The organism is Psychrobacter immobilis (assembly GCF_904846185.1).
Lineage (GTDB): Bacteria > Pseudomonadota > Gammaproteobacteria > Pseudomonadales > Moraxellaceae > Psychrobacter > Psychrobacter immobilis_B.
This window is the reverse complement of the sequence record NZ_CAJGZQ010000002.1, coordinates 60,765-82,908: the sequence shown is the minus strand read 5'-3', so window position 1 is coordinate 82,908 and position 22,144 is coordinate 60,765. Positions and strand designations below refer to the sequence as shown.

Annotated in this window: 18 protein-coding genes; 7 read left to right on the top strand and 11 right to left on the bottom strand. The window is 42.9% G+C overall.

Features of this window, described 5'->3' with window-relative positions; all coding sequences use genetic code 11:
• Nucleotides 1-5 precede the first annotated feature (5 nt).
• The 5 genes from kdsA to JMW94_RS01265 form a co-directional block, all read right to left on the bottom strand.
• Nucleotides 6-881, bottom strand: coding sequence for a 3-deoxy-8-phosphooctulonate synthase (kdsA, locus tag JMW94_RS01285; protein ID WP_201600011.1), 876 nt, complete (start codon nt 879-881; stop codon nt 6-8).
• 230 nt (nt 882-1,111) lie between these two features.
• The gene (locus JMW94_RS01280) at nt 1,112-2,746 is read right to left on the bottom strand and encodes a CTP synthase (RefSeq protein ID WP_201600008.1); all 1,635 of its coding nucleotides are present in this window, start codon (nt 2,744-2,746) and stop codon (nt 1,112-1,114) included.
• Between the two features lie 230 nt (nt 2,747-2,976).
• On the bottom strand, nt 2,977-4,113 hold the full coding sequence (locus tag JMW94_RS01275) for a porin (protein ID WP_068036869.1): 1,137 nt from the start codon (nt 4,111-4,113) through the stop codon (nt 2,977-2,979).
• Nucleotides 4,114-4,412: 299 nt separating this feature from the next.
• Nucleotides 4,413-5,522 (bottom strand): porin, encoded by a 1,110-nt coding sequence (locus tag JMW94_RS01270; protein WP_201600005.1) that lies wholly within the window; start codon nt 5,520-5,522, stop codon nt 4,413-4,415.
• A gap of 735 nt (nt 5,523-6,257) precedes the next feature.
• Entirely contained in the window at nt 6,258-8,456 is a 2,199-nt protein-coding gene (locus tag JMW94_RS01265) for a malate synthase G (RefSeq protein WP_201600002.1), read from the bottom strand.
• 682 nt (nt 8,457-9,138) lie between these two features.
• Between JMW94_RS01265 and JMW94_RS01260 the strand changes: the two genes are divergently transcribed.
• On the top strand, nt 9,139-9,834 hold the full coding sequence (locus JMW94_RS01260) for a tRNA-(ms[2]io[6]A)-hydroxylase (RefSeq protein ID WP_413786176.1): 696 nt from the start codon (nt 9,139-9,141) through the stop codon (nt 9,832-9,834).
• A gap of 155 nt (nt 9,835-9,989) precedes the next feature.
• Here JMW94_RS01260 and JMW94_RS01255 read toward each other — a convergent pair whose 3' ends face one another.
• The 6 genes from JMW94_RS01255 to mtgA form a co-directional block, all read right to left on the bottom strand.
• Nucleotides 9,990-10,190 carry a hypothetical protein gene (locus tag JMW94_RS01255; RefSeq protein WP_193008751.1) on the bottom strand — a complete coding sequence of 67 codons (201 nt, stop codon included), beginning with the start codon at nt 10,188-10,190 and terminating at the stop codon, nt 9,990-9,992.
• 80 nt (nt 10,191-10,270) lie between these two features.
• On the bottom strand, nt 10,271-10,669 hold the full coding sequence (locus tag JMW94_RS01250) for a hypothetical protein (protein WP_201599985.1): 399 nt from the start codon (nt 10,667-10,669) through the stop codon (nt 10,271-10,273).
• Nucleotides 10,670-10,793: 124 nt separating this feature from the next.
• Complete coding sequence (locus JMW94_RS01245) at nt 10,794-11,045, bottom strand: hypothetical protein (RefSeq protein ID WP_201599982.1); 252 nt, start codon at nt 11,043-11,045, stop codon at nt 10,794-10,796.
• A 75-nt stretch (nt 11,046-11,120) separates the two neighbouring features.
• Entirely contained in the window at nt 11,121-11,291 is a 171-nt protein-coding gene (locus JMW94_RS01240) for a hypothetical protein (RefSeq protein ID WP_201599979.1), read from the bottom strand.
• 371 nt (nt 11,292-11,662) lie between these two features.
• Nucleotides 11,663-13,870 carry a polyphosphate kinase 1 gene (gene ppk1 / locus JMW94_RS01235; protein ID WP_201600331.1) on the bottom strand — a complete coding sequence of 736 codons (2,208 nt, stop codon included), beginning with the start codon at nt 13,868-13,870 and terminating at the stop codon, nt 11,663-11,665.
• Between the two features lie 211 nt (nt 13,871-14,081).
• The gene (gene mtgA, locus JMW94_RS01230) at nt 14,082-14,768 is read right to left on the bottom strand and encodes a monofunctional biosynthetic peptidoglycan transglycosylase (protein WP_201599976.1); all 687 of its coding nucleotides are present in this window, start codon (nt 14,766-14,768) and stop codon (nt 14,082-14,084) included.
• Nucleotides 14,769-14,995: 227 nt separating this feature from the next.
• Between mtgA and JMW94_RS01225 the strand changes: the two genes are divergently transcribed.
• The 6 genes from JMW94_RS01225 to JMW94_RS01200 all read left to right on the top strand — a co-directional run bounded on the left by JMW94_RS01225 (nt 14,996) and on the right by JMW94_RS01200 (nt 22,083).
• A complete protein-coding gene (locus tag JMW94_RS01225) occupies nt 14,996-15,304 on the top strand; it encodes a glutaredoxin family protein (RefSeq protein ID WP_201599974.1) in 309 nt (102 codons plus the stop codon).
• Between the two features lie 197 nt (nt 15,305-15,501).
• The gene (locus JMW94_RS01220) at nt 15,502-16,980 is read left to right on the top strand and encodes an FAD-linked oxidase C-terminal domain-containing protein (protein WP_201599971.1); all 1,479 of its coding nucleotides are present in this window, start codon (nt 15,502-15,504) and stop codon (nt 16,978-16,980) included.
• Nucleotides 16,977-18,035 carry a glycolate oxidase subunit GlcE gene (gene glcE / locus JMW94_RS01215; protein ID WP_201599968.1) on the top strand — a complete coding sequence of 353 codons (1,059 nt, stop codon included), beginning with the start codon at nt 16,977-16,979 and terminating at the stop codon, nt 18,033-18,035. The genes JMW94_RS01220 and glcE overlap by 4 nt, the downstream gene beginning before the upstream one ends.
• A 26-nt stretch (nt 18,036-18,061) precedes the next feature.
• Nucleotides 18,062-19,270 carry a glycolate oxidase subunit GlcF gene (gene glcF, locus JMW94_RS01210; RefSeq protein ID WP_201599965.1) on the top strand — a complete coding sequence of 403 codons (1,209 nt, stop codon included), beginning with the start codon at nt 18,062-18,064 and terminating at the stop codon, nt 19,268-19,270.
• A gap of 250 nt (nt 19,271-19,520) precedes the next feature.
• Nucleotides 19,521-21,278, top strand: coding sequence for an L-lactate permease (locus JMW94_RS01205; RefSeq protein ID WP_201599962.1), 1,758 nt, complete (start codon nt 19,521-19,523; stop codon nt 21,276-21,278).
• A 148-nt stretch (nt 21,279-21,426) separates the two neighbouring features.
• Nucleotides 21,427-22,083, top strand: a complete 657-nt coding sequence (locus JMW94_RS01200; protein ID WP_201599959.1) for an IS1595 family transposase — start codon at nt 21,427-21,429, stop codon at nt 22,081-22,083.
• Nucleotides 22,084-22,144: the final 61 nt, after the last annotated feature.

Here is a 22,144-nt window from a genome sequence, read left to right as displayed (position 1 = left end):
ATACATTAATGGGTATCTAACACCTCAAAGCCCTTAACCAAGTCATCAACTTGCTTCAACTGACGCAAAAACGGCTCTAACTGGCTCATACGTAGCGCACACGGACCATCGCATTTTGCAGTTTCTGGATTTGGATGCGCCTCTAGAAACAACCCTGCCAGTCCTGTCGCCATCCCTGCTCGTGCCAATGTTGTGATTTGTTCACGGCGTCCACCCGCACTATCGCTACGGCCGCCTGGCTGCTGTAAGCTATGCGTCACATCAAAAAATACGGGGATATCCATCTGCTTCATGGTATCAAAACCAAGCATATCAACGACCAAATTATTGTAACCAAAGGCACTGCCGCGCTCACAAAGGATCAACTTATCGTTACCGCCTTCAAGGCATTTGTTCACGATATGGCGCATCTCATGCGGCGCTAAAAACTGCGCTTTTTTGATATTGATAATCGCATCCGTCTTCGCCATCGCGTGTACTAAATCTGTCTGACGTGATAAGAATGCAGGTAGTTGAATGATATCTGCGACTTCAGCGACGGGTGCCGCTTGATACGGCTCATGCACATCCGTGATAATAGGAACTTGGAATTTTTCTTTGATTTGCCCCAGCCAATCAATACCTTGCTCTAATCCAGGACCTCGATATGAGTGCAGGCTTGAACGGTTGGCTTTATCAAAACTGGCTTTGAAAACATAGCCAATGCCCAAACGCTGACATATTTCGATATATTGCTCTGCAATCTCGAAGGCCAATTCCTTTGATTCTAAGACATTCATACCACCGAACAACACGAATGGCTGGTCGTTGCCGATATTAAGAGTATTGCCATTTGGCGTAGTAAGTTTGATATGTGATTGCGCCGTTGATAAATGTTCCATGAAGTAGTCACCCTCTTTATTGTTATTAATATTTCTCTCCCATATTGTAACCGATAGAGTCAGTAAAAAAAGGGGTTAAGCGTAATTGCTGACCAACCATTAAAAAAATTGTCATGTTTATTGCTTAAAAACAATCTCATTCATAACCACAGTCATAAAATTAAACGCAAAAAAAAGACCGATCCGAAGATCAGTCTTTTTTATACATGTAAATTTTTATACATTAACGATTATTTGTTTTCGTTATAGTTCTTAGCCGCTTTTACAAAGCTGTTAAACAGTGGATGACCACCGCGCGGCGAGCTGGTAAATTCAGGATGGAACTGTACGGCGACAAACCAAGGATGATCAGCAATCTCGACCGATTCTACTAAGTGCTGTTTGGCAGAATAACCAGATATGGTCATGCCTGCTTGCTCTAATGGCTCGATATAGCGATTGTTCATCTCATAACGATGGCGATGACGCTCAGTGATATTTTTGGCGCCATAGATTTGGCTAAGCTTGCTACCAGCAACCAGTTCGGCTTGCTGCGCGCCTAGACGCATAGTGCCGCCAAGGTCAGAGTCATCGCTACGAATCTGTAATTCGCCGCGCTCATCTAACCACTCAGTGATGAGACCAATGATAGGCTCTGCCGTTTTGCGATCAAACTCAGAAGAATTGGCATCGATTTTGAGTACATTACGCGCGTATTCAATCACTGCTAACTGCATACCAAGGCAAATACCTAAATATGGCACGTTGTTTTCACGAGCATAAGTGATGGCTTTTATCTTACCATTGGTACCACGCTCACCAAAACCACCCGGTACTAGGATGGCATCAGCATTGTGTAGCTGCGCCAATAAGCTGTCATCATCTTCTAGACGCTCAGCATCAACATAGTCAATTTTGACATCGGCTTTATGAGTGATACCAGCATGCAGCAGTGCTTCGTTGATCGATTTATAAGCATCTGGCAATTCAACATATTTACCCACCATTGCGACCGTCACTGTTGCTTCAGGATTGAGCTGCGCTTCGACCACTTTATCCCAATCGCTTAAATCCGCTTCTGGTACATCAAGACCAAAGCGCTCACAGATTAAATCATCAAGATCTTGCTCATGCAAGGTACGCGGTATTTGATAAATACTTTGCGCATCTTCACACATGATCACCGCACGCTCTTCGACGTTGGTAAATAGTGCAATCTTACGGCGATTGTCTTGTGAGATATGGTGGTCAGAGCGGCAGATCAAGATATCTGGCTGCAGACCGATAGAACGTAGCTCTTTTACTGAATGCTGAGTAGGCTTGGTTTTGGTTTCGCCCGCACTGGCGATATAAGGCACCAGCGTTAAGTGCATCAGCATGGCGCGATTGCGACCTAGCTCTACTTGCATTTGGCGTACAGCTTCCATAAAAGGAAGTGACTCGATATCACCGACCGTACCGCCAATTTCGATAATGGCGATGTCGTAGCCTTGGCCACTGGCAAGGATTTTACTTTTGATTTCATCAGTGATATGCGGAATCACCTGTACCGTACCGCCCAAATATTCACCGCGGCGCTCTTTATTCAAAACGTTCTGATAGATACGGCCACTGGTAAAGTTGTTGCTCTTACTCATCTTAGAGTGGCGTAAGAAGCGCTCATAATAGCCCAAGTCCAAATCGGTCTCAGCGCCATCTTCGGTGACGAACACTTCGCCATGCTGGAACGGACTCATCGTACCTGGATCGACGTTGATATACGGATCCATTTTGGTCATCGTCACGCTCACGCCACGTGCTTCAAGGACTGCGGCAAGAGAGGCTGCGGTAATACCTTTTCCTAGTGAGGACACTACCCCACCGGTCACAAATATAAACTTGGTCATAGTACTCTGTCGGTAATTGGTAAAGAAGGATTTTACTAAAAATACGCCACAAAATATAGGGCAAAAGCACAAACTCTTTAAAACACTCCGTTTTTAGCGCTTAATCATCTTCAGTGCGTAATCATCGTAAATACGTAGCTATTATAACCCACTGCGGCTTTAAAAAGGTCACAACAAAAAAACTCACCCCGAAGGATGAGTTTTTTATAATACGTTTTCTAATGTTTAGATTAGAATTTGTATTCTAGACCAGCACCGACCACGAAGACGCTAGCATCACCACGCGCTCTGACAAGAATATCTTTATCACCGTCATCTTGACCAGCAATGAAAAGATCATTTTTTAAGTCTGCAGTGTTATTACCGACATAAGCATGTGCAATTATATTCTTTCTAAAGCTATATTTACCGCCTACGACGATTTGATCTGAATTATTTTCATTAATGCCTCTTAAGTTATCCGTTTTATTGTACTGTGCATATATTGAGGCTGGACGAGCGAGGTTACTTAGACCCATCTCAGCACTTAATATCAATCCTTTTTCAGTTTCATTAGTATCATCAAAATCAGCTTGTTGGTATAGAGCGCCCACTTTTACTGGATAAGCAACATAATTACTTAGATCGACAGTAGCCGTCCCACGGATCATATCGCCGCCCGTATTAGTACTACTGGGATTTTTAGTAGCCAGATCACTCTGATAAGCAACACCAGCCGTAAAGCCATTGCCTGGATTAAATAGTAATGAGGCACCATAGCCGCTGTCACGACTATTATCGTCAGATATAAAGTCTTCATCAGCACCATACTGCAACGCAAGCTCTAATGGTAACTCATTGTATTTAGGCGCTTTCCAGACGATAGAGTTATTAACTCGGTAACCATCAGCTAAGGTTAAAGCATTGGCTAGTGTATTTTTGCTTAAACTACTAGCACCCACATTGTCCCAGTAACCTTCATTGACCGTGACATTATCGATATAATCAACGACTGAGTAGTTACGACCAAAGCGGAATTCGCCAAGGTCTTTATTCTTTAGACCCAGATAAGTATCACGGCTTTTAAAACCGATGTTACTGCTGCCACTATCATCAACCTTGATTCCATACTCTAATTGGTAGATCACATCAGTATTGGCAGTCATGGCTTCAGAACCTTTGAAACCAATACGTGAAGATTTTGATGCGATTTCTACTGAACTGTTGTCTTCATTAATGCTTATACTACTATCGTCCATAGCTTCTCGTTCGAATGAAGCATTGACATAGTTGGCGGTAACAAATGCTTTGCCATAAACAGTCGGTGCCGCTTGAGCTGTAGATACTAATAGCATTGCGACTGATGAGGCTAAAAATAGTTTTTTCAAAAGACATCTCCACTTTACAATTTTTTTGATAAATTGGCTAAGATTGGCCGATATATATAATAGCAGGGTGACTACCCTATAGAACATTTATATATATGAGCTAGAAGCATTACTTAGACACAACTTTACCAACCAAATATTACAGTAAGGTGAAAAAACCAAAATTTACACAAATGTTATTATTAATTTTACGGATTCTGTTATTTAAGACACGCTGTTGTTCAAGACACAGTATTGATTACAAAACAAAAAAACCCACCCCGAAGGATGAGTTTTTTATTTAGATTCTAATGTTTAGATTAGAATAAGTATTCTAGACCGCCACCGATAGCGAGTACATCAATATCACCACGTAAGTCGATTTCATTAACTTTGCCGTCTTCGTCTCTCGAACCAAAACGACCATTGTTTAATTCCGCTGAATTTAGACCAGCATAGGCATGAGCGATCATATTATTTTTAAACGCATATTTGCCACCTACAACGACTTGATTTGAGTCATTATTCTCAAGACCACTGATATTGTCGGTTTTGTCATACTGAATATAAACAGAGGCTGGACGGGCAAAATTCGAAAGACCCATTTCAGCACTCACCACTAAACCGTCCTCTGTTGCAGTAGTAGTACCGGCATAGTCAGCTTCTTGATATAGAACGCCTAACTTTACAGGAGCTGCGATATATTTACCTAAATCGACGCTAGCACTGCCACGGATAATATCACCACTAACACTCATGTCTTGCTCATAAGCAATACCAGCGGTAATGCCTGTACCTGGATCAAACATCAATGAGGCACCATAGCCTGCGTCACGATCACTCTCAGATATAAAGTCTTCATCAGCACCATACATCAGCGCAAGCGCTAATGGTAGGTCATTGTATTTAGGCGCTTTCCAAACGATTGAATTATTGATACGGTTACCAACGGTCGGGGTCAAAATATTAGCAAAGCTGTCGTTGTTGTTCAGAGTACTAGAGCCAAGATTATCCCAATAACCTTCATTAACTGATACGTTATTGATATAGTCAATGACTGTGTAGTTACGACCAAAGCGGAATTCACCGAAGTCTTTATTTTTTAAACCTAAATAAGTATCACGACTTTTGAAGCCAATGTTATCGCTACCACTATCATCAACTTGAACGCCGTACTCTAATTGGTAAATTACGTCAGTGTTGGCCGTTATCGCTTCAGAGCCTCTGAAGCCTAAACGTGAAAGCTTAGAATTAACTTGTAATGAACCGTTGTCTTCATTAATTCTGTTATTATTATCCATATTCTGACCATCAATTTCAGCATTAACGTAATCAGTAGTAACGAATACTTTACCATAAACGGTAGGTGCTGCCTGTGCTGCAGATACAGATAGAGCAGCAACGGCTGTAGCTAAAAGTAGTTTTTTCATGGGGGTATCTCCACTTTACAATTTTAGTAATGAGCAAGCTATTATTAGCTGGCGCCCATATTGGTATCGTCACAAATCCTCAAAGATATAATGTGTAACTGGCTACCGAGATTAGTCAGAAACAAGTGTGGCGAAGTCTTATTACCGTAAGATGAAAAAAACGTTTACTTACATAATTTAGAATAACTACGTAACCACTATGTAAACCCAAGTCTTTAACGCCTTATTGCGTAACATCCGTTACCAAACTCATACTTCGAGTACAAGCATAACAACTTTGACATAATTTGCAACATTTTTTTTTGCTTTTTAAACCCAGTATTTGTTGAACACCATATCTACTATAGAATATGGGTCATTGTAAAAAAACCCCTATCTGCTCAAATAGATAAAGATATTATTGATTAATATAATTACCAAGAACTTGAAACTAGCGTAATGAATACCTTTTCATTAACAAAAATAAAGCCGTACTTGTTCATTAACAAGTACGGCTAATAAAAAATAATAAATGTGGTTTATGACATACTGACAGTCACAATTGAGATCGGAAAATTGCTACAAGAACAGTAAAAAAGGCGTTTTCACTGCTCTTGTTTCCAGACTATAACCTTAGTCAATGGCTATTACAGACTCCTTATTAAGTATAAAAGCCAACAACAAGCCTCATTTAGTCATGACAGTATCATAATAGAATGTCAAGTATGCCATATTCTAATATTAACCTGCGCAATATTAGCAGCCTGCTTTTAGATCAAGACGTGCCTGATGTAATAATGGCTCAGTATAACCACTCGGCTGCTCACGACCTTTAAACACTAAGTCACAGGCCGCTTTAAAGGCATAAGAGTGGTCAAAGCTATCTGCCATCGTCTGATAGTCGCTATCGCCTGCATTTTGCTCATCCACCACTTTTGCCATACGCTTCATCGTATCCATCACTTGCTGCTCGCTCACGACATCGTGATGCAACCAGTTGGCAATATGTTGACTTGAGATACGTAAAGTCGCACGGTCTTCCATCAGACCCACATCATTGATATCCGGCACTTTAGAACAACCAACGCCTTGGTTTACCCAACGCACAACATATCCTAAGATGCCCTGAGCATTATTGTCTAGCTCTTGCTGTTTCTCTTCATCAGTCCAATTGGTATTTTTTGCTAAAGGAATGGTCAAAATGTCGTCTAAGCTGGCACGCTCACGTGATTTTAGGCTGTCTTGAACATCAGAAACACTCACTTGATGATAGTGCATGCTGTGCAAGGTTGCCCCTGTTGGTGATGGTACCCATGCGGTACTGGCTCCAGACTTAGGATGTGCAGCTTTGGTGTCCATCATCTCTTTCATCTCGTCAGGCTTCGCCCACATGCCTTTACCAATCTGAGCAACACCTTGTAAACCAGTCTCTAAACCGATATCAACGTTCCACTGCTCGTAGGCTGGCTGCCATGCTTGTGACTTCATCTCACCCTTAGGTACAAATGGGCCTGCATTCATGCTGGTATGCATCTCATCACCAGTACGATCTAAGAACCCTGTGTTAATGAAAATGACACGCTCTTTCGCTTGGCGGATGGCTTCTTTCAAGTTGACCGTCATACGGCGCTCTTCATCCATGATACCGATTTTGATGGTATTACGCTCTAAGCCTAATAAGTCTTCTACAGCATTGAATAAATCGTTGGCCATTTTGACTTCTTCAGGACCATGCATTTTTGGTTTAACGATATACATTGAACCTTTACGTGAATTCGATAGCGCATTTTTACCTTTAAGGTCATTGAGCGTTAATAGTGGTGTAATCAAGCCATCCATTAAGCCTTCAAATATTTGTTCTTGACCATCACCCAAGTCGACCAATATTGCAGGGTTTTGCATGAGGTGACCGACGTTACGAATCAGCAATAACGAACGACCTGGCAGGATAAGCTTGCCACCATCTGGGGTGGTGTATTCACGATCTGGATTTTGCTGACGTGTGCGGGTTTTGCCACCTTTTTCAAAGGTTTCTTGCAAGTCACCATTCATGAGACCAAGCCAATTGCGATACACTTCCACTTTTTCTTCTGCATCAACAGCAGCGATTGAGTCTTCACAGTCTTGAATTGCCGTAATAGCTGACTCAAGCAGCACATCTTTGATATGTGCAGGGTCGTCTTTACCGACTGGATGGTTGGCATCTATTTGAATCTCTGCATGCAAACCGTTGTTTTTTAATAAAATACCCGTTGGGCTTTCTGCATCACCGACGAAACCAACGAATTTTTCGGCATCTTTTAGCTCAGTACTACTATCACCTTGGACAATTTCAAGCTTACCATCGACCACTTTAAAGCCGGTCGCATCGTTATATGAACCTGACGCCAATGCAAAGTTTTCATCTAGGAATTGTTTGGCATAAGCAACGACAGCAGCACCGCGAATTGGGTTGTAACCACCTTTTGCTTCTTGACCATTTTCGTCACTGATAACGTCAGTACCATATAAAGCATCATACAAGCTGCCCCAACGAGCGTTGGTTGCGTTCAATGCGTAGCGCGCATTACGTACTGGTACGACCAACTGCGGGCCTGCAATATGAGCAATCTCGTCATCGACATTTTCTGTGCTAACTTTAAAATCATCGCCTTCTGGCAACAGATAGCCAATCTCTTGTAAGAATGCTTTGTAAGCAGGATAATCAATGTTGCCGTCTTTGGCAGGATGTTGCAGATGCCACTGGTCAATCTGCGCTTGAATCTTGTCACGAGTTGCAAGCAATGCTTTATTGCGCGGCGTAAACTCTTTAATGACTTTTTCAAAACCTGACCAATAACTGTCTGAATCAACACCGACTTTCGGCAGCACTTCGTTTTCAATAAAGTCATACAATTGCTGGTCGATGGCAAGAATGCCTTTTTGAATACGATTGGCGTTAGAAGACTGGCTCATGTTGTTATCCTTATCTGTTCGTGAGGGGTGTGAATACGAAGTTGCTACCGCAATGATTACACATTGTCGGTCTTAGACATCTATTCCAAATTTAGATGAAATACTAAGCAAACCTACTGATATATCATACAAGCTTGTGGTGATTAGCGAATTAACTATTTATGCTATGCTATTAACCTATATTTTTGCCGCTTTAGCCATTAGCATGGTCAAAGCATTTACAACGGATGATGGTATCAACCTTGCTTAATGTACTCAGTGTACGATTTGAGCTCGGTTGCCTTGCACCTACTGTAAACGGTTTCAACTGCATAACATTGGCAAGCATCACCACTGCGACAACACAATATGGCGACACATCAATAGTAAGACAAAATAGTGCTTAAGCAAAATATCATCCTACTATCAAATAAAGAAATAAACAAGAAAACATCATTCACTAGATAAATACTGAGGTTGTATAATAATGATAACCTATATAACACAGGCGCTAAGAGGTTTTATTAGTACTCATTGATTAGTACCTGATATAGCATAGACAAACTGTCAGTAATCATTACCCCACGGATTTATGCTTAACTGTTATCTATTTAATATTAGTAAAAGATTTTTTAAACGTTCGATTATGGCAAAAACTATGAATAAAGAAGATATAAGAACCAAGAACAGTAACGACAAAGTTATGAACGACAGCAATATAGAAGAACCTCGTATAGTAAAAGACGACATAGAAGAGGACGATGTCGATATCGCAAAGCTACGCACCCCGATCAAGGTTGACCTATCTGCTGTTTATAATTTTTTGGGTGCGCGCACAACACAAGCTTGGGTTGATGCGGCGATTGCGAATGTACCGCTGATCATTCAAGATCATGCCAATTGCGAAAAAAAAGCCGCTGGCACTGCCATGAATCTCATATTCCGCTATGAGTTTTCTTATGATTTGCAGCGTAAATTGGCGCAATTGATACGTGAAGAAATGCTTCATTATGAGCAGGTCTTAGGTATTATGAATGACCGTGGTCAGGCGTGGAAATATCTGAGTGCTGGACGTTATGCCAAAGGCATGTTAAAACACAAACGTACTTATGAGCCAGCAGCGATGGTTGATGTATTGATAATTGGCGCATTTATCGAAGCACGCTCTTGTGAACGTTTTGCCGCCCTTGCTGAAGTCATCGACGACGAACGTTTGGCAAAGTATTATCGCTACTTACTTAAGTCAGAGAGTCGTCACTTTGAGGATTATTTAGCCTTGGCTCAATCACTGTCTGAGGATGATATTGATGAGCGTGTCGCATTTTTTAAAGAAGTAGAAGCAGAGCTGATTTCTAGCCCAGATCATGAGCTACGCTTTCATAGCGGCACACCTGCTTAAATACGTAAGATTAGGTATCACTTTATATTATATACCCTCTTATACAGTAAAATTTATACAGCAAAAAAGTGAAGTAACTAGCCAAGTTTCATGCTTTGATCTGTTACTTCATTTATTAGCCTTTTATTTGAACTTCGTTATAGCAAAATCAATGGTTATTTATCATCCTTCATTAATGAGCTGTCGTACTGTTTACTATCCTTCGCAACATGATGAGGATCGTGATCATCGGTTGCCCTTTCTGCCGCTGCTGGATTGACTTTTTGTAGCGCATCATCAGGTACGATACCATGGTTATCGTTCGCATCTCTTAACTCATGGACTTGGTTGACAGCCTTGTCATCTGGCGTATTCATCATTACTCCTTATTATTATCATCATAATCATTCTATAAAGATAAAAAATTTGTATTCATTCGATTTTTTATAAAAAGCTATTAATCCTTTTCGTCAGGATTTAACACTCGTGTTTGGGCATTATCAATATTTGCATAACGATTCATGTTGTTAATACCTTCGCTTTTGAATGTCTCGCTAACCATCGTATGCTCATTCACGCCATCATCAAAGGCGTTACCTTCTTGGTCTCGACGATCAGGCTGACGTGCGGGGTTGTCATTATCATTGACATGCTCTGAATTGACGACGCCTTCTTTGAAAGTATCCGTTCCTTTATTTTCAGTGATGTTCTTTTCAATGCCACTATCAGTATCACTATGCTCCTTGTCATTAGAAGTAGGACTACTAAAGAAGCTATTAGCAGAATCATGACTATCGATTAAGTCATCATTTTCACTGATGCGTGTCTTGGTGAGTGCTGGATCATTGGTTTGCATGGCTATATCCTTATTATTGTTATTCGTGTTTTGGCAATTGCTTAATGTGCTTAGGGTTTTTATGGCGGTTTAGCAAATGGTGAGCCTGATTTAATGCCCAACTCAACCTAGCCAGCAATTTATACTATTCATTGCCTTCTTGGCTTAGGTCATAGGCATTCAAATCTGCGACGTTCTTGCCGCCAGCGGGTAAATTCTCTTCTTTACGAGGGTCAACATATATCTCGTCGGTTTCTTGCGACTCTTGTTGTGGACCATCGATATTAGGTTCGTGCTTACGACCTTCATAACTGTCTTGTGCATTGTCTAGGTGTAAAGCGGCTGGATCACGAACTGGTACTGCTTCTTCGTGATTTGGATGAGTATTATTTGGCATTGCAATTCCCTCGCATCAATATGTCATTCATAGATAAAATAAGTTAATCCAAATGTTTATATCACAGCTTATTTATCATTTATCCGTACGCAAATCATCTTCAATAAAAGAGGTTTGCTCGTCTTTACTTAATGCTTCAGGCGCATCGACCTCTTTATTGTCTTTGAGATTTCGCGCAATTTGCTGACTGTCTGCTTGCTCAGCAGCTTTTTTGATATCTGATGTGTCATTATCGGTATTGCTCATAAGGTGTTTCCTATTTTTATAATTCGTTGATTTAGGCAGTCCCTGCTCTTTTTCGTAATACGATCAATGATAGTAATACGAGCAATTTTGCATGAATTACTAGAGTGCTAATGGTTTATTAAACCATCAAATCCGTTTAATAATAGCGTGAGGTCTGACCTTGATTATAAGGGTGAGATAACGGCCTGCACCAGTGTGCTGCCGTATCAATATGTGAATAAATGTGAGGTTACAAGACAGTTTGTAACTTAGACAAATCGGTTACCAAAAAAAACCAAGCATAGAGAATAATCTACACTTGGTTTTTTGCTTGGTATTTATTGATCGTAAAGACGTCTTTACTGCTTTGAATATGTCGTTGAAATATTAAGCTAGCTTGATGCGTCAACGCCATTAATCACTTTTAATAAATACTCTTGAGCAGTATGCGGCGTTTCATCTGCGGCTGGTTGCAGCTGCTGCCAAACACCATCACCGCTAAGTATCCACGCTTGGGTATTGTCTTTCAGATAGTTAAGTAGACCGTCTTGATATACTTGTTTAAACAGTTTTTTGTCTTCGATTGGAAATGCCACTTCGACGCGATGGAATAAATTACGATCCATCCAGTCTGCACTACCACAATATAAGCGCTCGTCGCCATTATTATAGAAATAATAGACACGCGTATGCTCTAAAAAACGCCCGATAACAGAGCGTACGGTAATGTTTTCTGATAGACCTTTTACTTGCGGACGCAAACAACACATGGAGCGTAAAATGAGCTCGATTTTGACGCCTGCTTGCGAGGCATCGTATAACTTGCTAATCAATCGACGTTCGGTTAAAGCATTAACCTTAACGATAATATGAGCGCGCTTGCCGGCTTTTGCATGAGCAATTTCATCATCGATAAAACTTATCAACTTATCATGCAAGGTAAAAGGCGCATGCAGCAGCTTTTTGAGATTGGCAGGTTTACCCATTCCCGTCAGCTCTTGAAATATATTATGTACATCCTCTGAGATATCAGGATCTGCGCTAAATAAACCATAATCGGTATAAACTTTGGCATTGGCGGCATGATAGTTACCCGTCCCTAAGTGCACATAGCGGTGGATTCGATCATCCTCACGGCGCACAATGAGCATCAGCTTGGCGTGAGTTTTGTATCCTACAATCCCGTACACCACCACCGCACCCGCTTCTTGCAAATAATTGGCGACAGCGATATTAGAGGCTTCATCGAAACGCGCCCGCAGCTCGATGACGGCCGTGACTTCTTTACCATTACGAGCAGCAGCAGCCAATGCTTTAACGATTTCTGAATTGGTGCCTGAGCGGTACAATGTCTGCTTAATCGCTAACACTTTTGGATCGCTCGCCGCTTGCCAAAGCAGATTGATAATCGGTGAAAATGCATGAAAAGGATGATGCACCAACACATCGCTTTTACGCATGGCGGCAAACATACTGGTTGCTTTGTCCAGCTTATCCATCTCACGGCGGAACTCTTTTGGCACTACATGGGTAAAGGGCTGATAGCGCAGCGCTGGAATATTGAAATCAAACAATAAGCGCGTTAAGTTGACAGGACCATTGACGCGGTACAGCTGATTGTCATGCAGCTCAAACTCATTGAGCAAATAATCACTGATAGGCGTTGGACAATCGGTGGTGACTTCTAGCCGCACTTTATCACCGAAGCGGCGGTTTTCTAGCTCGCCCTCCAGAGCCTTAGCAATATCTTCAACATCATCAGCCAAATCTAAATCGGCATTGCGCGTCAGTCTAAACTGATGGCAGCCCGTCACACTCATCCCAGGGAACAGCTCACCGATATGCTCATGAATAATAGCTGAAAGCATGACGTGATGTTCTTTGCCACCTGTCAGCTCATCAGGCAGGCGAATCACGCGCGGCAAACTGCGCGGTGCGGGCACAATCGCTAGATTGATATCACGACCAAAGGCATCTTTACCTTCTAAAGTAGCGATAAAGTTTAAGCTCTTATTGACCAATCGCGGAAACGGATGCGCCGGATCGATGCTAATCGGTGTCAACACTGGCGATACTTGCTCCGTGAAGTAGCGCTTCATCCATGCCGACTGCTCAGCATTTAGCTCGTCGCGTTTTAGATAACGAATATCCTCAAGCGCCAGTGCTGGTAAGATATCTTCATTGAGAATACGATACTGCTCAGCGATGGCATCGTGCATTACGGTGGATATCTCATTCAGCACTTCACTAGGACGCATGCCATGAACACTGGTCGAGACATCACCAATATTGAGCTTTTGCATAATGCCTGCGACACGAATCTCAAAAAACTCATCGATATTCGATGAGAAAATAATCAAGAAAAACAAGCGCTCAAGTAGCGGATGACGAGGACTTGCCGCCTGCGCTAAGACACGTAAATGAAACTGTAATAAAGACAAGTCGCGATTGATATAACTGCTGGGTGAATAGCTGCCGTCTTCTGAACGCTGCCATGCAACCTCAGTTAAATTGTCATTGCGACTCTCTATATGGCTTTTATTATCAACTGCTATCACTGTATTATTGCTATCAGTGTCCTGCTTATTATTCACATCCATCACGTCACTACTCCTTTGCGTTATCGATACGCCATCATCTTCAATATCAATTGTCTTTTATAATCGCTTTTCCACTAAGAAATTTATCAGGGTTCTTTTTTTATCCATTACTACTCGAAACTATCACTTGAAACTGCCATTCAAAACCGTCACTTAAAACTATCATTCAAAAACACAGCGCTATTTATTAAATGGTCATAGGTACAATCCATTAAGCTGATTGTGGTAACACCGCATTGCTCATGCGCTTTTTGATAATACGTTGTTTATTGCGTAAACGTCTATCACCCTGATTGTCTTCGTAGTATTTTGGATTGGTCAACATAGCGATAAGTAAGGCTGATTCATCACGGTTCAGCTTGGCAGCAGATTTATCAAAGTAGTGCTGAGATGCTGCTTCGATACCATAAATACCATTGCCAAACTCTGCCACATTGAGATAAGCGGTCAAGATACGCTGCTTATCCCATAATGTCTCAATCATGACAGTGATAATAGCTTCCTCAATTTTACGAACATACGAGCGATGCGAGGTCAAAAATAAGTTTTTTGCTAGCTGCTGGGTAATCGTTGAACCACCAGCGGACATCTTACCCGTCTCTTCATTTTTCTTACGTGCCGCCTCAATGCCTTTGAAATCAAAGCCATTGTGCTGACTAAATGTCGAATCCTCACTCACTATCGCGGCTTGTTTGGCAGATTTTGCGATGGCATCGTATTCAGCCCAAGTTTGGGTGACAGTACCGCCCGTCAAACGATGAGTCAGCATAAACATGCTGTTATTAATCGGCTGCGTTTTCCAAATTAATAGTAGCCCAGCGACTAATACATGAAATGCGACGACCAATAGCATGATTGCCATCAATAATCGTTTGAAAAATTTGCCAAAACTTGCCATGCGCGATATCCAAGTGATTGAAAAGGTAATAAGATAAGATGAGCTGAAGAGCCAGTAATTAAAAACAGCAGGTCATCTTACCTAATCTCACAATCGCTGTCATTATTTACCCCACTTCTTTATCATGCCATAGAGTCTGCGTAAAAAAGATCAGGCAGTATTTATGCTGGCAATCGAAGTCCTAAAAACCGAAACTTTGTGACAAGTATTAAGACAAGAGAATAAATATGTACGATGATGATAATGTAAAAGCCTTACGGGAACGTATGGTTGCTGCAAACCCCGATCTTGGTCAGGCTGAAAATAATGATAAATGGTGGCTACTTGGAACGTCTGGCTGTCATTTGTGCGACATCGCGAAGCAAGTGCTGATTCAATTTCAAGCCGTACAGTCGATTACCTATCAACAGGTCGATATCGCTCATTTCGATGAACCATTGATGATGGAATTTGCCACCACTATTCCGGTGATTTTGACACCATCAACACGATTAAATTATCCATTTTCAGTCATGGATTTGCAGCGTTTATTGTAACTCTGCCAACGCTGCTCGCTTATTCAACACAGCCGTGAACAAGCTTTATTCCTTCTAATTCAAAACATTACCCATCACTTTATTCGGTTTTAGCCAATATATTGATAGCTAATCTTTCCCTTTTTATTATAAGCTTAAGGTCGTCTGTATAATAATGCAGTGAGTGTCGACAATTTAGTGAGCAAAGGAATGCCACCATGAATCAGAGCTTAAGACCTGACAAAGCTACTCTAGTAGAGTTGTTTCGCGATTTTATTGAGCCTCAATACGTGATCAATGATGAGGAGACTCAAAAGCCTTTTGAGTGTGATGGTTTATCGGTGTATTGCGATATGCCGTTCATTACGGTGCTCCCAAAAACCGTTGAGCAGGTTTGCGAGGTAATGCGAATCTGTTATCGCTATCAAATCCCTGTAGTGGCACGTGGTGCCGGTACTGGTTTGTGTGCAGGCGCGATGCCCAATCCTGATGGCATCTTATTAGTGTTGTCGCGATTTAAACATATCCTTGATATTGATCCGCTTGCCCGTAGCGCGCGTTTGCAGCCAGGTGTCCGCAACCTTGCTATTAGTGAAGCGGCAAGTCAATACGGCTTGTACTATGGTCCAGACCCCTCCTCACAGATTGCGTGCTCCATCGGTGGCAACGTCGCCGAAAACTCAGGCGGCGTCCATTGTCTCAAATATGGTCTGACTACTCATAACTTATTAAAAGTTGAAATGGTCACAGTCGAAGGGGATCTCATTACTATTGGTAGTGAAGGTCTTGATAGCAATAGCTTTGATTTGATGGCTCTGATTACCGGCTCTGAGGGTCTACTTGGGGTGATTACTGAAGTGACGGTCAAGCTGCTACCTAACCCTGAAAAGGCTCAGGTCATTATGGCAGCTTTCGATAACGTTCAGACAGCAGGGGACGCGGTTGGCGGCGTGATTGCCAAAGGTATTATTCCAGCCGGACTTGAGATGATGGACAGCCCCGCCATTATAGCCGCCGAAGCATTTGCTCATGCAGGCTACCCAACTGATGCCCAAGCTTTGCTGCTGTGTGAGTTAGATGGTAGTGAGGCGGAAGTTCAAGAGCAGATTGCAGAGGTTGAGCAGCTGTTTATCGAGCTTGGCGCAACCACAACACGTGTCTCGCAAAGTGAGGCGGAACGCACCTTATTGTGGAAAGGTCGAAAATCGGCGTTCCCCGCTGTCGGACGAATATCCCCTGACTACTACTGCATGGATGGCACCATTCCGCGTAGCCAACTTGCCCACGTCCTAACAGAAATGCAAAAACTCTCAGATCAATACGGTCTGCGCGTTGCCAACGTATTTCATGCTGGGGACGGCAATTTGCACCCTCTTATCTTATTCGATGCCAATATCCCAGGAGAACTTGAGCGCACTGAAGAGTTTGGCAGCCGTATTTTAGAGCTTTGCGTCAAAGTGGGCGGCTGCATAACTGGTGAGCATGGGGTTGGGGTCGAAAAAATCCGCCAAATGACGATTCAGTTTAATGATCAAGAGCTGACACAATTTCATGCAATCAAGCACGCCTTTGACCCAATTGGTACGTTAAATCCGGGTAAAGGTATTCCCGTGCTCAAGCGTTGTCAAGAGTACCGTACCCTTAACAGACCGCAACACAGCCATGACTCTCAACCACAGCAAGGAGATCTGGCATGACAGACATCAGTCAAGAGCTGATTGCGCGAGTAAGACAAGCCAGCCACGACGGCACAGCACTACAGATCATGGGCGGGGGCAGCAAGCAGTTTATGGGACGTGAGCAAATAGGCAAACCCATTAGTCTTAGTGAGCACAAAGGCATTCTCAGTTATGAGCCGATCGAATTGGTGCTGACTGCCCGTGCTGGAACCCCAATTAATGAGATTAGCAACGCCTTGGCCGAACACAATCAGTGCTTAGCATTTGAGCCACCGACATTTAACGGGCAAGCAACCTTGGGTGGCACATTGGCTTGCCATTTATCAGGCCCAGCAAGACCTTGGAGCGGCTCAATAAGAGACCATGTTTTAGGCATTCGTCTCATTAATGGCCTCGCAGAAGAGCTGCGCTTTGGCGGTCAGGTGATGAAAAACGTCGCTGGTTATGATGTCTCACGGATGCAAGCAGGTGCTATGGGCACTTTGGGTATTATTACTGAAGTCAGTCTAAAAGTCATGCCTAAACCTGCCACCACTGTTACCATCAAGCAGGAGATGGAGGCTAAAACGGCAATTGAGACTATGAACCGTCTCTCAGGACAATCCAAACCCTTGACGGGGGCTTGCTGGTTTGACAATCATTTGTATTTGCGCTTGGCAGGCGCACGCAGTGCTGTAGAGAGTACCGTCAACCAGTGGCAAGGCACGGCGTTAGAGGATACAGATGTCTTTTGGTCAACACTTCGTGAGCAGCAATTGGATTATTTCTTAGACGCGTCCTCATTGTGGCGGTTTTCGGTAAAAAGCAGCGCCGCCCACATGCTACCAGATGAAGATTGGCTGATTGATTGGGGAGGTGCGCAGCGCTGGCTTCGTGGTGACTTTACCGCGGACAAATTAGAAGCGCTCGCTGAGGCTGCAGGCGGTCAGGTTAGCCTTTATCGCGGTGGTGACAGGCGTCAGGAAGTCTTTCATACTCAGTCTGAGGCGCTCCAAAAGCTCCATCAGCGCCTCAAACACGCCTTCGATCCGAATTGTGTTTTCAATCTCAATCGTTTATATAGCTGGATGTAAATTGGCTCGATGACAAGGAAGTCATAATGCGAACTCAAATCAATGTAAAATATTTGGATCATCCAGATATTCAAGAAGCCGACGATATTTTGCGCACTTGCGTTCACTGTGGATTTTGTAATGCCACGTGTCCCACGTATCAAGAGCTTGGCGATGAGCGTGACGGTCCTCGCGGTCGCATTTATTTACTAAAACAAATGCTTGAAACTGGTGATGTTAGCGAAAAATCCCAACTTCACTTAGACCGCTGTTTGACTTGTCGTAGCTGCGAGACCACTTGCCCCTCTGGGGTAAAATATGGCCGCTTGGCTGAGATCGGCCGCGATATTATGGAAGAACAGCTGTCGCGACCTGCCGACCAAAGACTTAAACGCTGGCTTATCAGAAAGGTGTTGCCCTATCCGCATCGATTTGGGTTTCTCTTAAGACTCGGACAACTGTTTCACTCCTTTTTGCCTCGCGACTTAAAAGCCCAAGTCCCTGTTAAGCAAATCACCCGTCCGCGACCCTCACAGCAACACTCGCGTCAAGTGCTGGTGCTAGAGGGCTGCGCCCAACCTTCTGCCACCCCCAATACCAACAATGCCGCCGCCCGAGTACTTGATAAGCTAGGCATCAGCTTGATTGCTGCGCCAGATGCCGGATGTTGCGGCGCTGTGAGCTATCACATGCCAGCCCATGAAGAAGGGCTTACGTTCATGCGGCGCAATATCGATTCGTGGTGGCCGTACATCGAAGCTGGGGCTGAAGCCATTGTCACCAGTGCCTCAGGCTGCGGCTCGATGATCAAGGAGTACGGTGAAAAACTCAAACATGACGACGCTTATGCGGCTAAAGCAAAACGTATCAGTGCGCTGACCCGAGACCTGAGCGAGATTTTAATCAAAGAGGACTTAGAAAATTTGGTAGTAAAACAGACGAGTCGCAAGACTGCTGTCCACTGCCCATGCTCGCTACAGCACGCTCAGCAGTTAGGCGGTCATGTTGAGCAGATATTGCAACGCGCTGGGATTGAGCTCTCTAAAACTCAAAACGGACATTTATGCTGCGGCTCTGCTGGTACTTACTCGCTCCTTCAGCCTACGCTTAGCCAGCAATTACTCACAAATAAAATCATCGACTTGACTATCGATAACCCAGAACAGATTGTGACAGCCAATATTGGATGCCAATTGCATTTAGACAGCCATGCGTCCGTCCCAGTCAAGCATTGGATTGAATTATTAGACCCATAACAAACACAAACATGATGAGTTGAATAGAGTATAAAGGACAATCATAATCAGCTCTTAATCACTGTAAAAAATACAAGGTCTCAGCTAATTTTTGAAATAAGTTCTTTATCGCCATTTGGATGAAGCCTGCACTATCAAGAAATACTGGCTTCTTTTGGCTTAACATCAGTAAAGAAATAAGAAGTATCATTCAGTTAATCAATGATATTTCAAAGATGACTTCAACTACATATACCAAGGACGGTTTATTATGTACACTTTTTTGGCCTTAGCGCCTATTCTGGTAGTACTCGTTTTGCTTGTAATGTTGCGGCTCCCTGCCAAGATTTCTATGGGCGTTGCCTATTTAGTAACCGCGCTATTAGCATTGTTCATTTGGCAAGCCAGTAGCGCCCAAGTCGCAGCCGCGACTGTAAACGGCATCATCGTCGCACTCACGCTTTTATTTATTGTATTTGCGGCTATTTTATTGCTGAATACTTTGAAGGAAGGGGGCGCTATTGTCGCTATTCGTAAAGGCTTTATGGATATCTCGCCCGATAGACGCGTTCAAGTTATCATTGTGGCATGGTTATTCGGCTCACTGATAGAAGGCTCATCAGGATTTGGTACGCCATCTGCTATCGGTGCACCGTTGTTGCTCGCTTTAGGTTTCCCAGCGATGGCATCAGTTATGGCTATGTTAATTATTCAGTCGACGCCCGTATCATTTGGTGCCGTTGGTACGCCAGTATTACTTGGCGTTTGGACTGGTATCAATGATAAGCCAGATATAACGCAAGCGATTGCGCCACTCTCAACTGAAAATTATCTATTACAAATCGCGGGTAATATCGGTCTGATACATGCGCTGGTAGGCTTTTTAATCCCGTTACTTTTGAGTGGATTTTTGACTCGGTTCTTTGGTAAAAATCGCTCCTTCGTTGAAGGGCTCAAAGTATGGCCTTTTGCTATATTTGCCGGTCTCTGCTTTACCGTTCCTTATTATTTAGTGGCTAGATACCTAGGTCCTGAGTTCCCATCATTGGTCGGTGGTTTTATCGGTCTTATGATTGTGCTTCCTGCAGCAAAGCGCGGCTTCTTGATGCCTAAAGAGATTTTTGATTTTGCGCCACGCGCTAAATGGGATAAAGACTGGCTCGGCTCGTTACCTGAAGAAAAGTTTGATGATTCCATTGCACCAAGATTTTCTTTGGTTCGGGCATTTTCTCCTTATCTCATCGTTATTGGTCTACTAATCATCACTCGAGTCATTGCACCGCTGAAGGCATTTTTGACTGGAGATTTGACCACTATACAATTTACTAATCTTTTTGGTACAACTATTTCTAGTAAAATCCAACTTGCCTATTCTCCAGGTATCATTCTAATTATTGTTGCCTTAATCTCTATCTTATTGTTCAAAATGAACGGACAAGCCGTCAAACGTAGTTGGAGTAGTTCTGCAAAAACCATGGTAGCCGCCGCACCAGCCTTGCTGTTTTCGGTACCGATGGTACAAGTATTCATCAACTCCGGTTCAGCTGCTGAAGTCGCAAATTCGCTACCCGCTATGCCCATCTTACTGGCTGAGAGTGCTGCTGGTGCCTTTCAAAATGCATGGCCACTGGTGTCTCCGTGGATTGGCGCGCTGGGTGCGTTCATTGCAGGCTCAAATACCGTCAGTAATATGATGTTCGCTTACTTTCAGTGGTCAACCGCTAGTCAAATTGGCTTAGATGTCAATCTTGCTGCACAAGTAGTAGCACTGCAAGCGGTCGGCGGTGCAGCTGGTAATATGATTGCGGTACATAACGTCGTTGCTGCGTGCGCGGTGGTTGGTCTAATGGATAAAGAAGGCTATGTTATTCGCAAAACCTTAGTCGCAATGACATACTATGTGATTCAGGCAGGATTGATCGGTATGGGTATTATTTTCGGTCAAATGTGGTGGTGGATATTGGCTATCATTTGGCCAATCGCATTTTTTAGCATCATGGCAATGACGAGTAAAACAACCGTTGCTTAACATGAGTTAGCTGTACTAGAAAATCTGTGAATCCACAATCAGCACTTGAACTGACGCTATTATACTAATAATGATAGCGTCAGTTTTATGTCCCAGTTAAGATAATATTAGGGGCTGTAGTAGATAAGCACTATGCTAGACTACTTTTATGAAGATAACCCGTTGTAAACTAAGTAAAAAATTACAGCGAAGGCTCTTAGAGTTTTTCACGGCTGAAGTGACTGCTAGAACAGCCGCAGACTTGCTCGACATTCAACCTAACACTGCGGCACTTTTTTATCATAAAATTAGACTTGTAATAGACGACCATCTCTCATTAGAAGCTGATGAGCTCTTTGATGGTGAAGTCGAATTAGATGAAAGTTACTTTGGCGGCGTACGCAAAGGCAAAAGAGGTCGCGGGGCTGCTGGTAAGACAGCTGTATTTGGTATTCTAAAACGAAATGGTAAGGTTTATACCATTGTCGTAGCAGACACCAAACAGACGACTCTAATGTCTGTTATTAAGCGTAAAATCAAGCCTGACAGCTTTGTTTATACTGATAGTTATCGAAGTTACAATGCGTTAGATGTGAGCGAGTTTAAACACCTCAGAGTCAATCACTCTAAAGAGTTTACTTGCGGTAAAAACAATCACATCAATGGCATTGAGAACTTTTGGAACCAGTCTAAACGAATACTCAGAAAATATAATGGGATCGATAAGAAGAACTTCCATTTATTTTTAAAAGAGTGTGAGTTTAGATTCAACTATGGATCACCGTCTACTCAGCTTAAAACTCTGAGAATATGGTGTGATGTTTAATCCTTATCTACTACAGCCCCTAATATTATCTAATAATTAACGACAAAAAATTAATGATCAC

Coding starts and splice junctions, on each gene's coding strand:
- kdsA (WP_201600011.1), bottom strand. CDS start 881: ATGGAACATTTATCAACGGCGCAATCACATATCAAACTTACTACGCCA.
- JMW94_RS01280 (WP_201600008.1), bottom strand. CDS start 2,746: ATGACCAAGTTTATATTTGTGACCGGTGGGGTAGTGTCCTCACTAGGA.
- JMW94_RS01270 (WP_201600005.1), bottom strand. CDS start 5,522: ATGAAAAAACTACTTTTAGCTACAGCCGTTGCTGCTCTATCTGTATCT.
- JMW94_RS01265 (WP_201600002.1), bottom strand. CDS start 8,456: ATGAGCCAGTCTTCTAACGCCAATCGTATTCAAAAAGGCATTCTTGCC.
- JMW94_RS01260 (WP_413786176.1), top strand. CDS start 9,139: ATGAACGACAGCAATATAGAAGAACCTCGTATAGTAAAAGACGACATA.
- JMW94_RS01255 (WP_193008751.1), bottom strand. CDS start 10,190: ATGAATACGCCAGATGACAAGGCTGTCAACCAAGTCCATGAGTTAAGA.
- JMW94_RS01250 (WP_201599985.1), bottom strand. CDS start 10,669: ATGCAAACCAATGATCCAGCACTCACCAAGACACGCATCAGTGAAAAT.
- JMW94_RS01245 (WP_201599982.1), bottom strand. CDS start 11,045: ATGCCAAATAATACTCATCCAAATCACGAAGAAGCAGTACCAGTTCGT.
- JMW94_RS01240 (WP_201599979.1), bottom strand. CDS start 11,291: ATGAGCAATACCGATAATGACACATCAGATATCAAAAAAGCTGCTGAG.
- ppk1 (WP_201600331.1), bottom strand. CDS start 13,870: ATGGATGTGAATAATAAGCAGGACACTGATAGCAATAATACAGTGATA.
- mtgA (WP_201599976.1), bottom strand. CDS start 14,768: ATGGCAAGTTTTGGCAAATTTTTCAAACGATTATTGATGGCAATCATG.
- JMW94_RS01225 (WP_201599974.1), top strand. CDS start 14,996: ATGTACGATGATGATAATGTAAAAGCCTTACGGGAACGTATGGTTGCT.
- JMW94_RS01220 (WP_201599971.1), top strand. CDS start 15,502: ATGAATCAGAGCTTAAGACCTGACAAAGCTACTCTAGTAGAGTTGTTT.
- glcE (WP_201599968.1), top strand. CDS start 16,977: ATGACAGACATCAGTCAAGAGCTGATTGCGCGAGTAAGACAAGCCAGC.
- glcF (WP_201599965.1), top strand. CDS start 18,062: ATGCGAACTCAAATCAATGTAAAATATTTGGATCATCCAGATATTCAA.
- JMW94_RS01205 (WP_201599962.1), top strand. CDS start 19,521: ATGTACACTTTTTTGGCCTTAGCGCCTATTCTGGTAGTACTCGTTTTG.
- JMW94_RS01200 (WP_201599959.1), top strand. CDS start 21,427: ATGAAGATAACCCGTTGTAAACTAAGTAAAAAATTACAGCGAAGGCTC.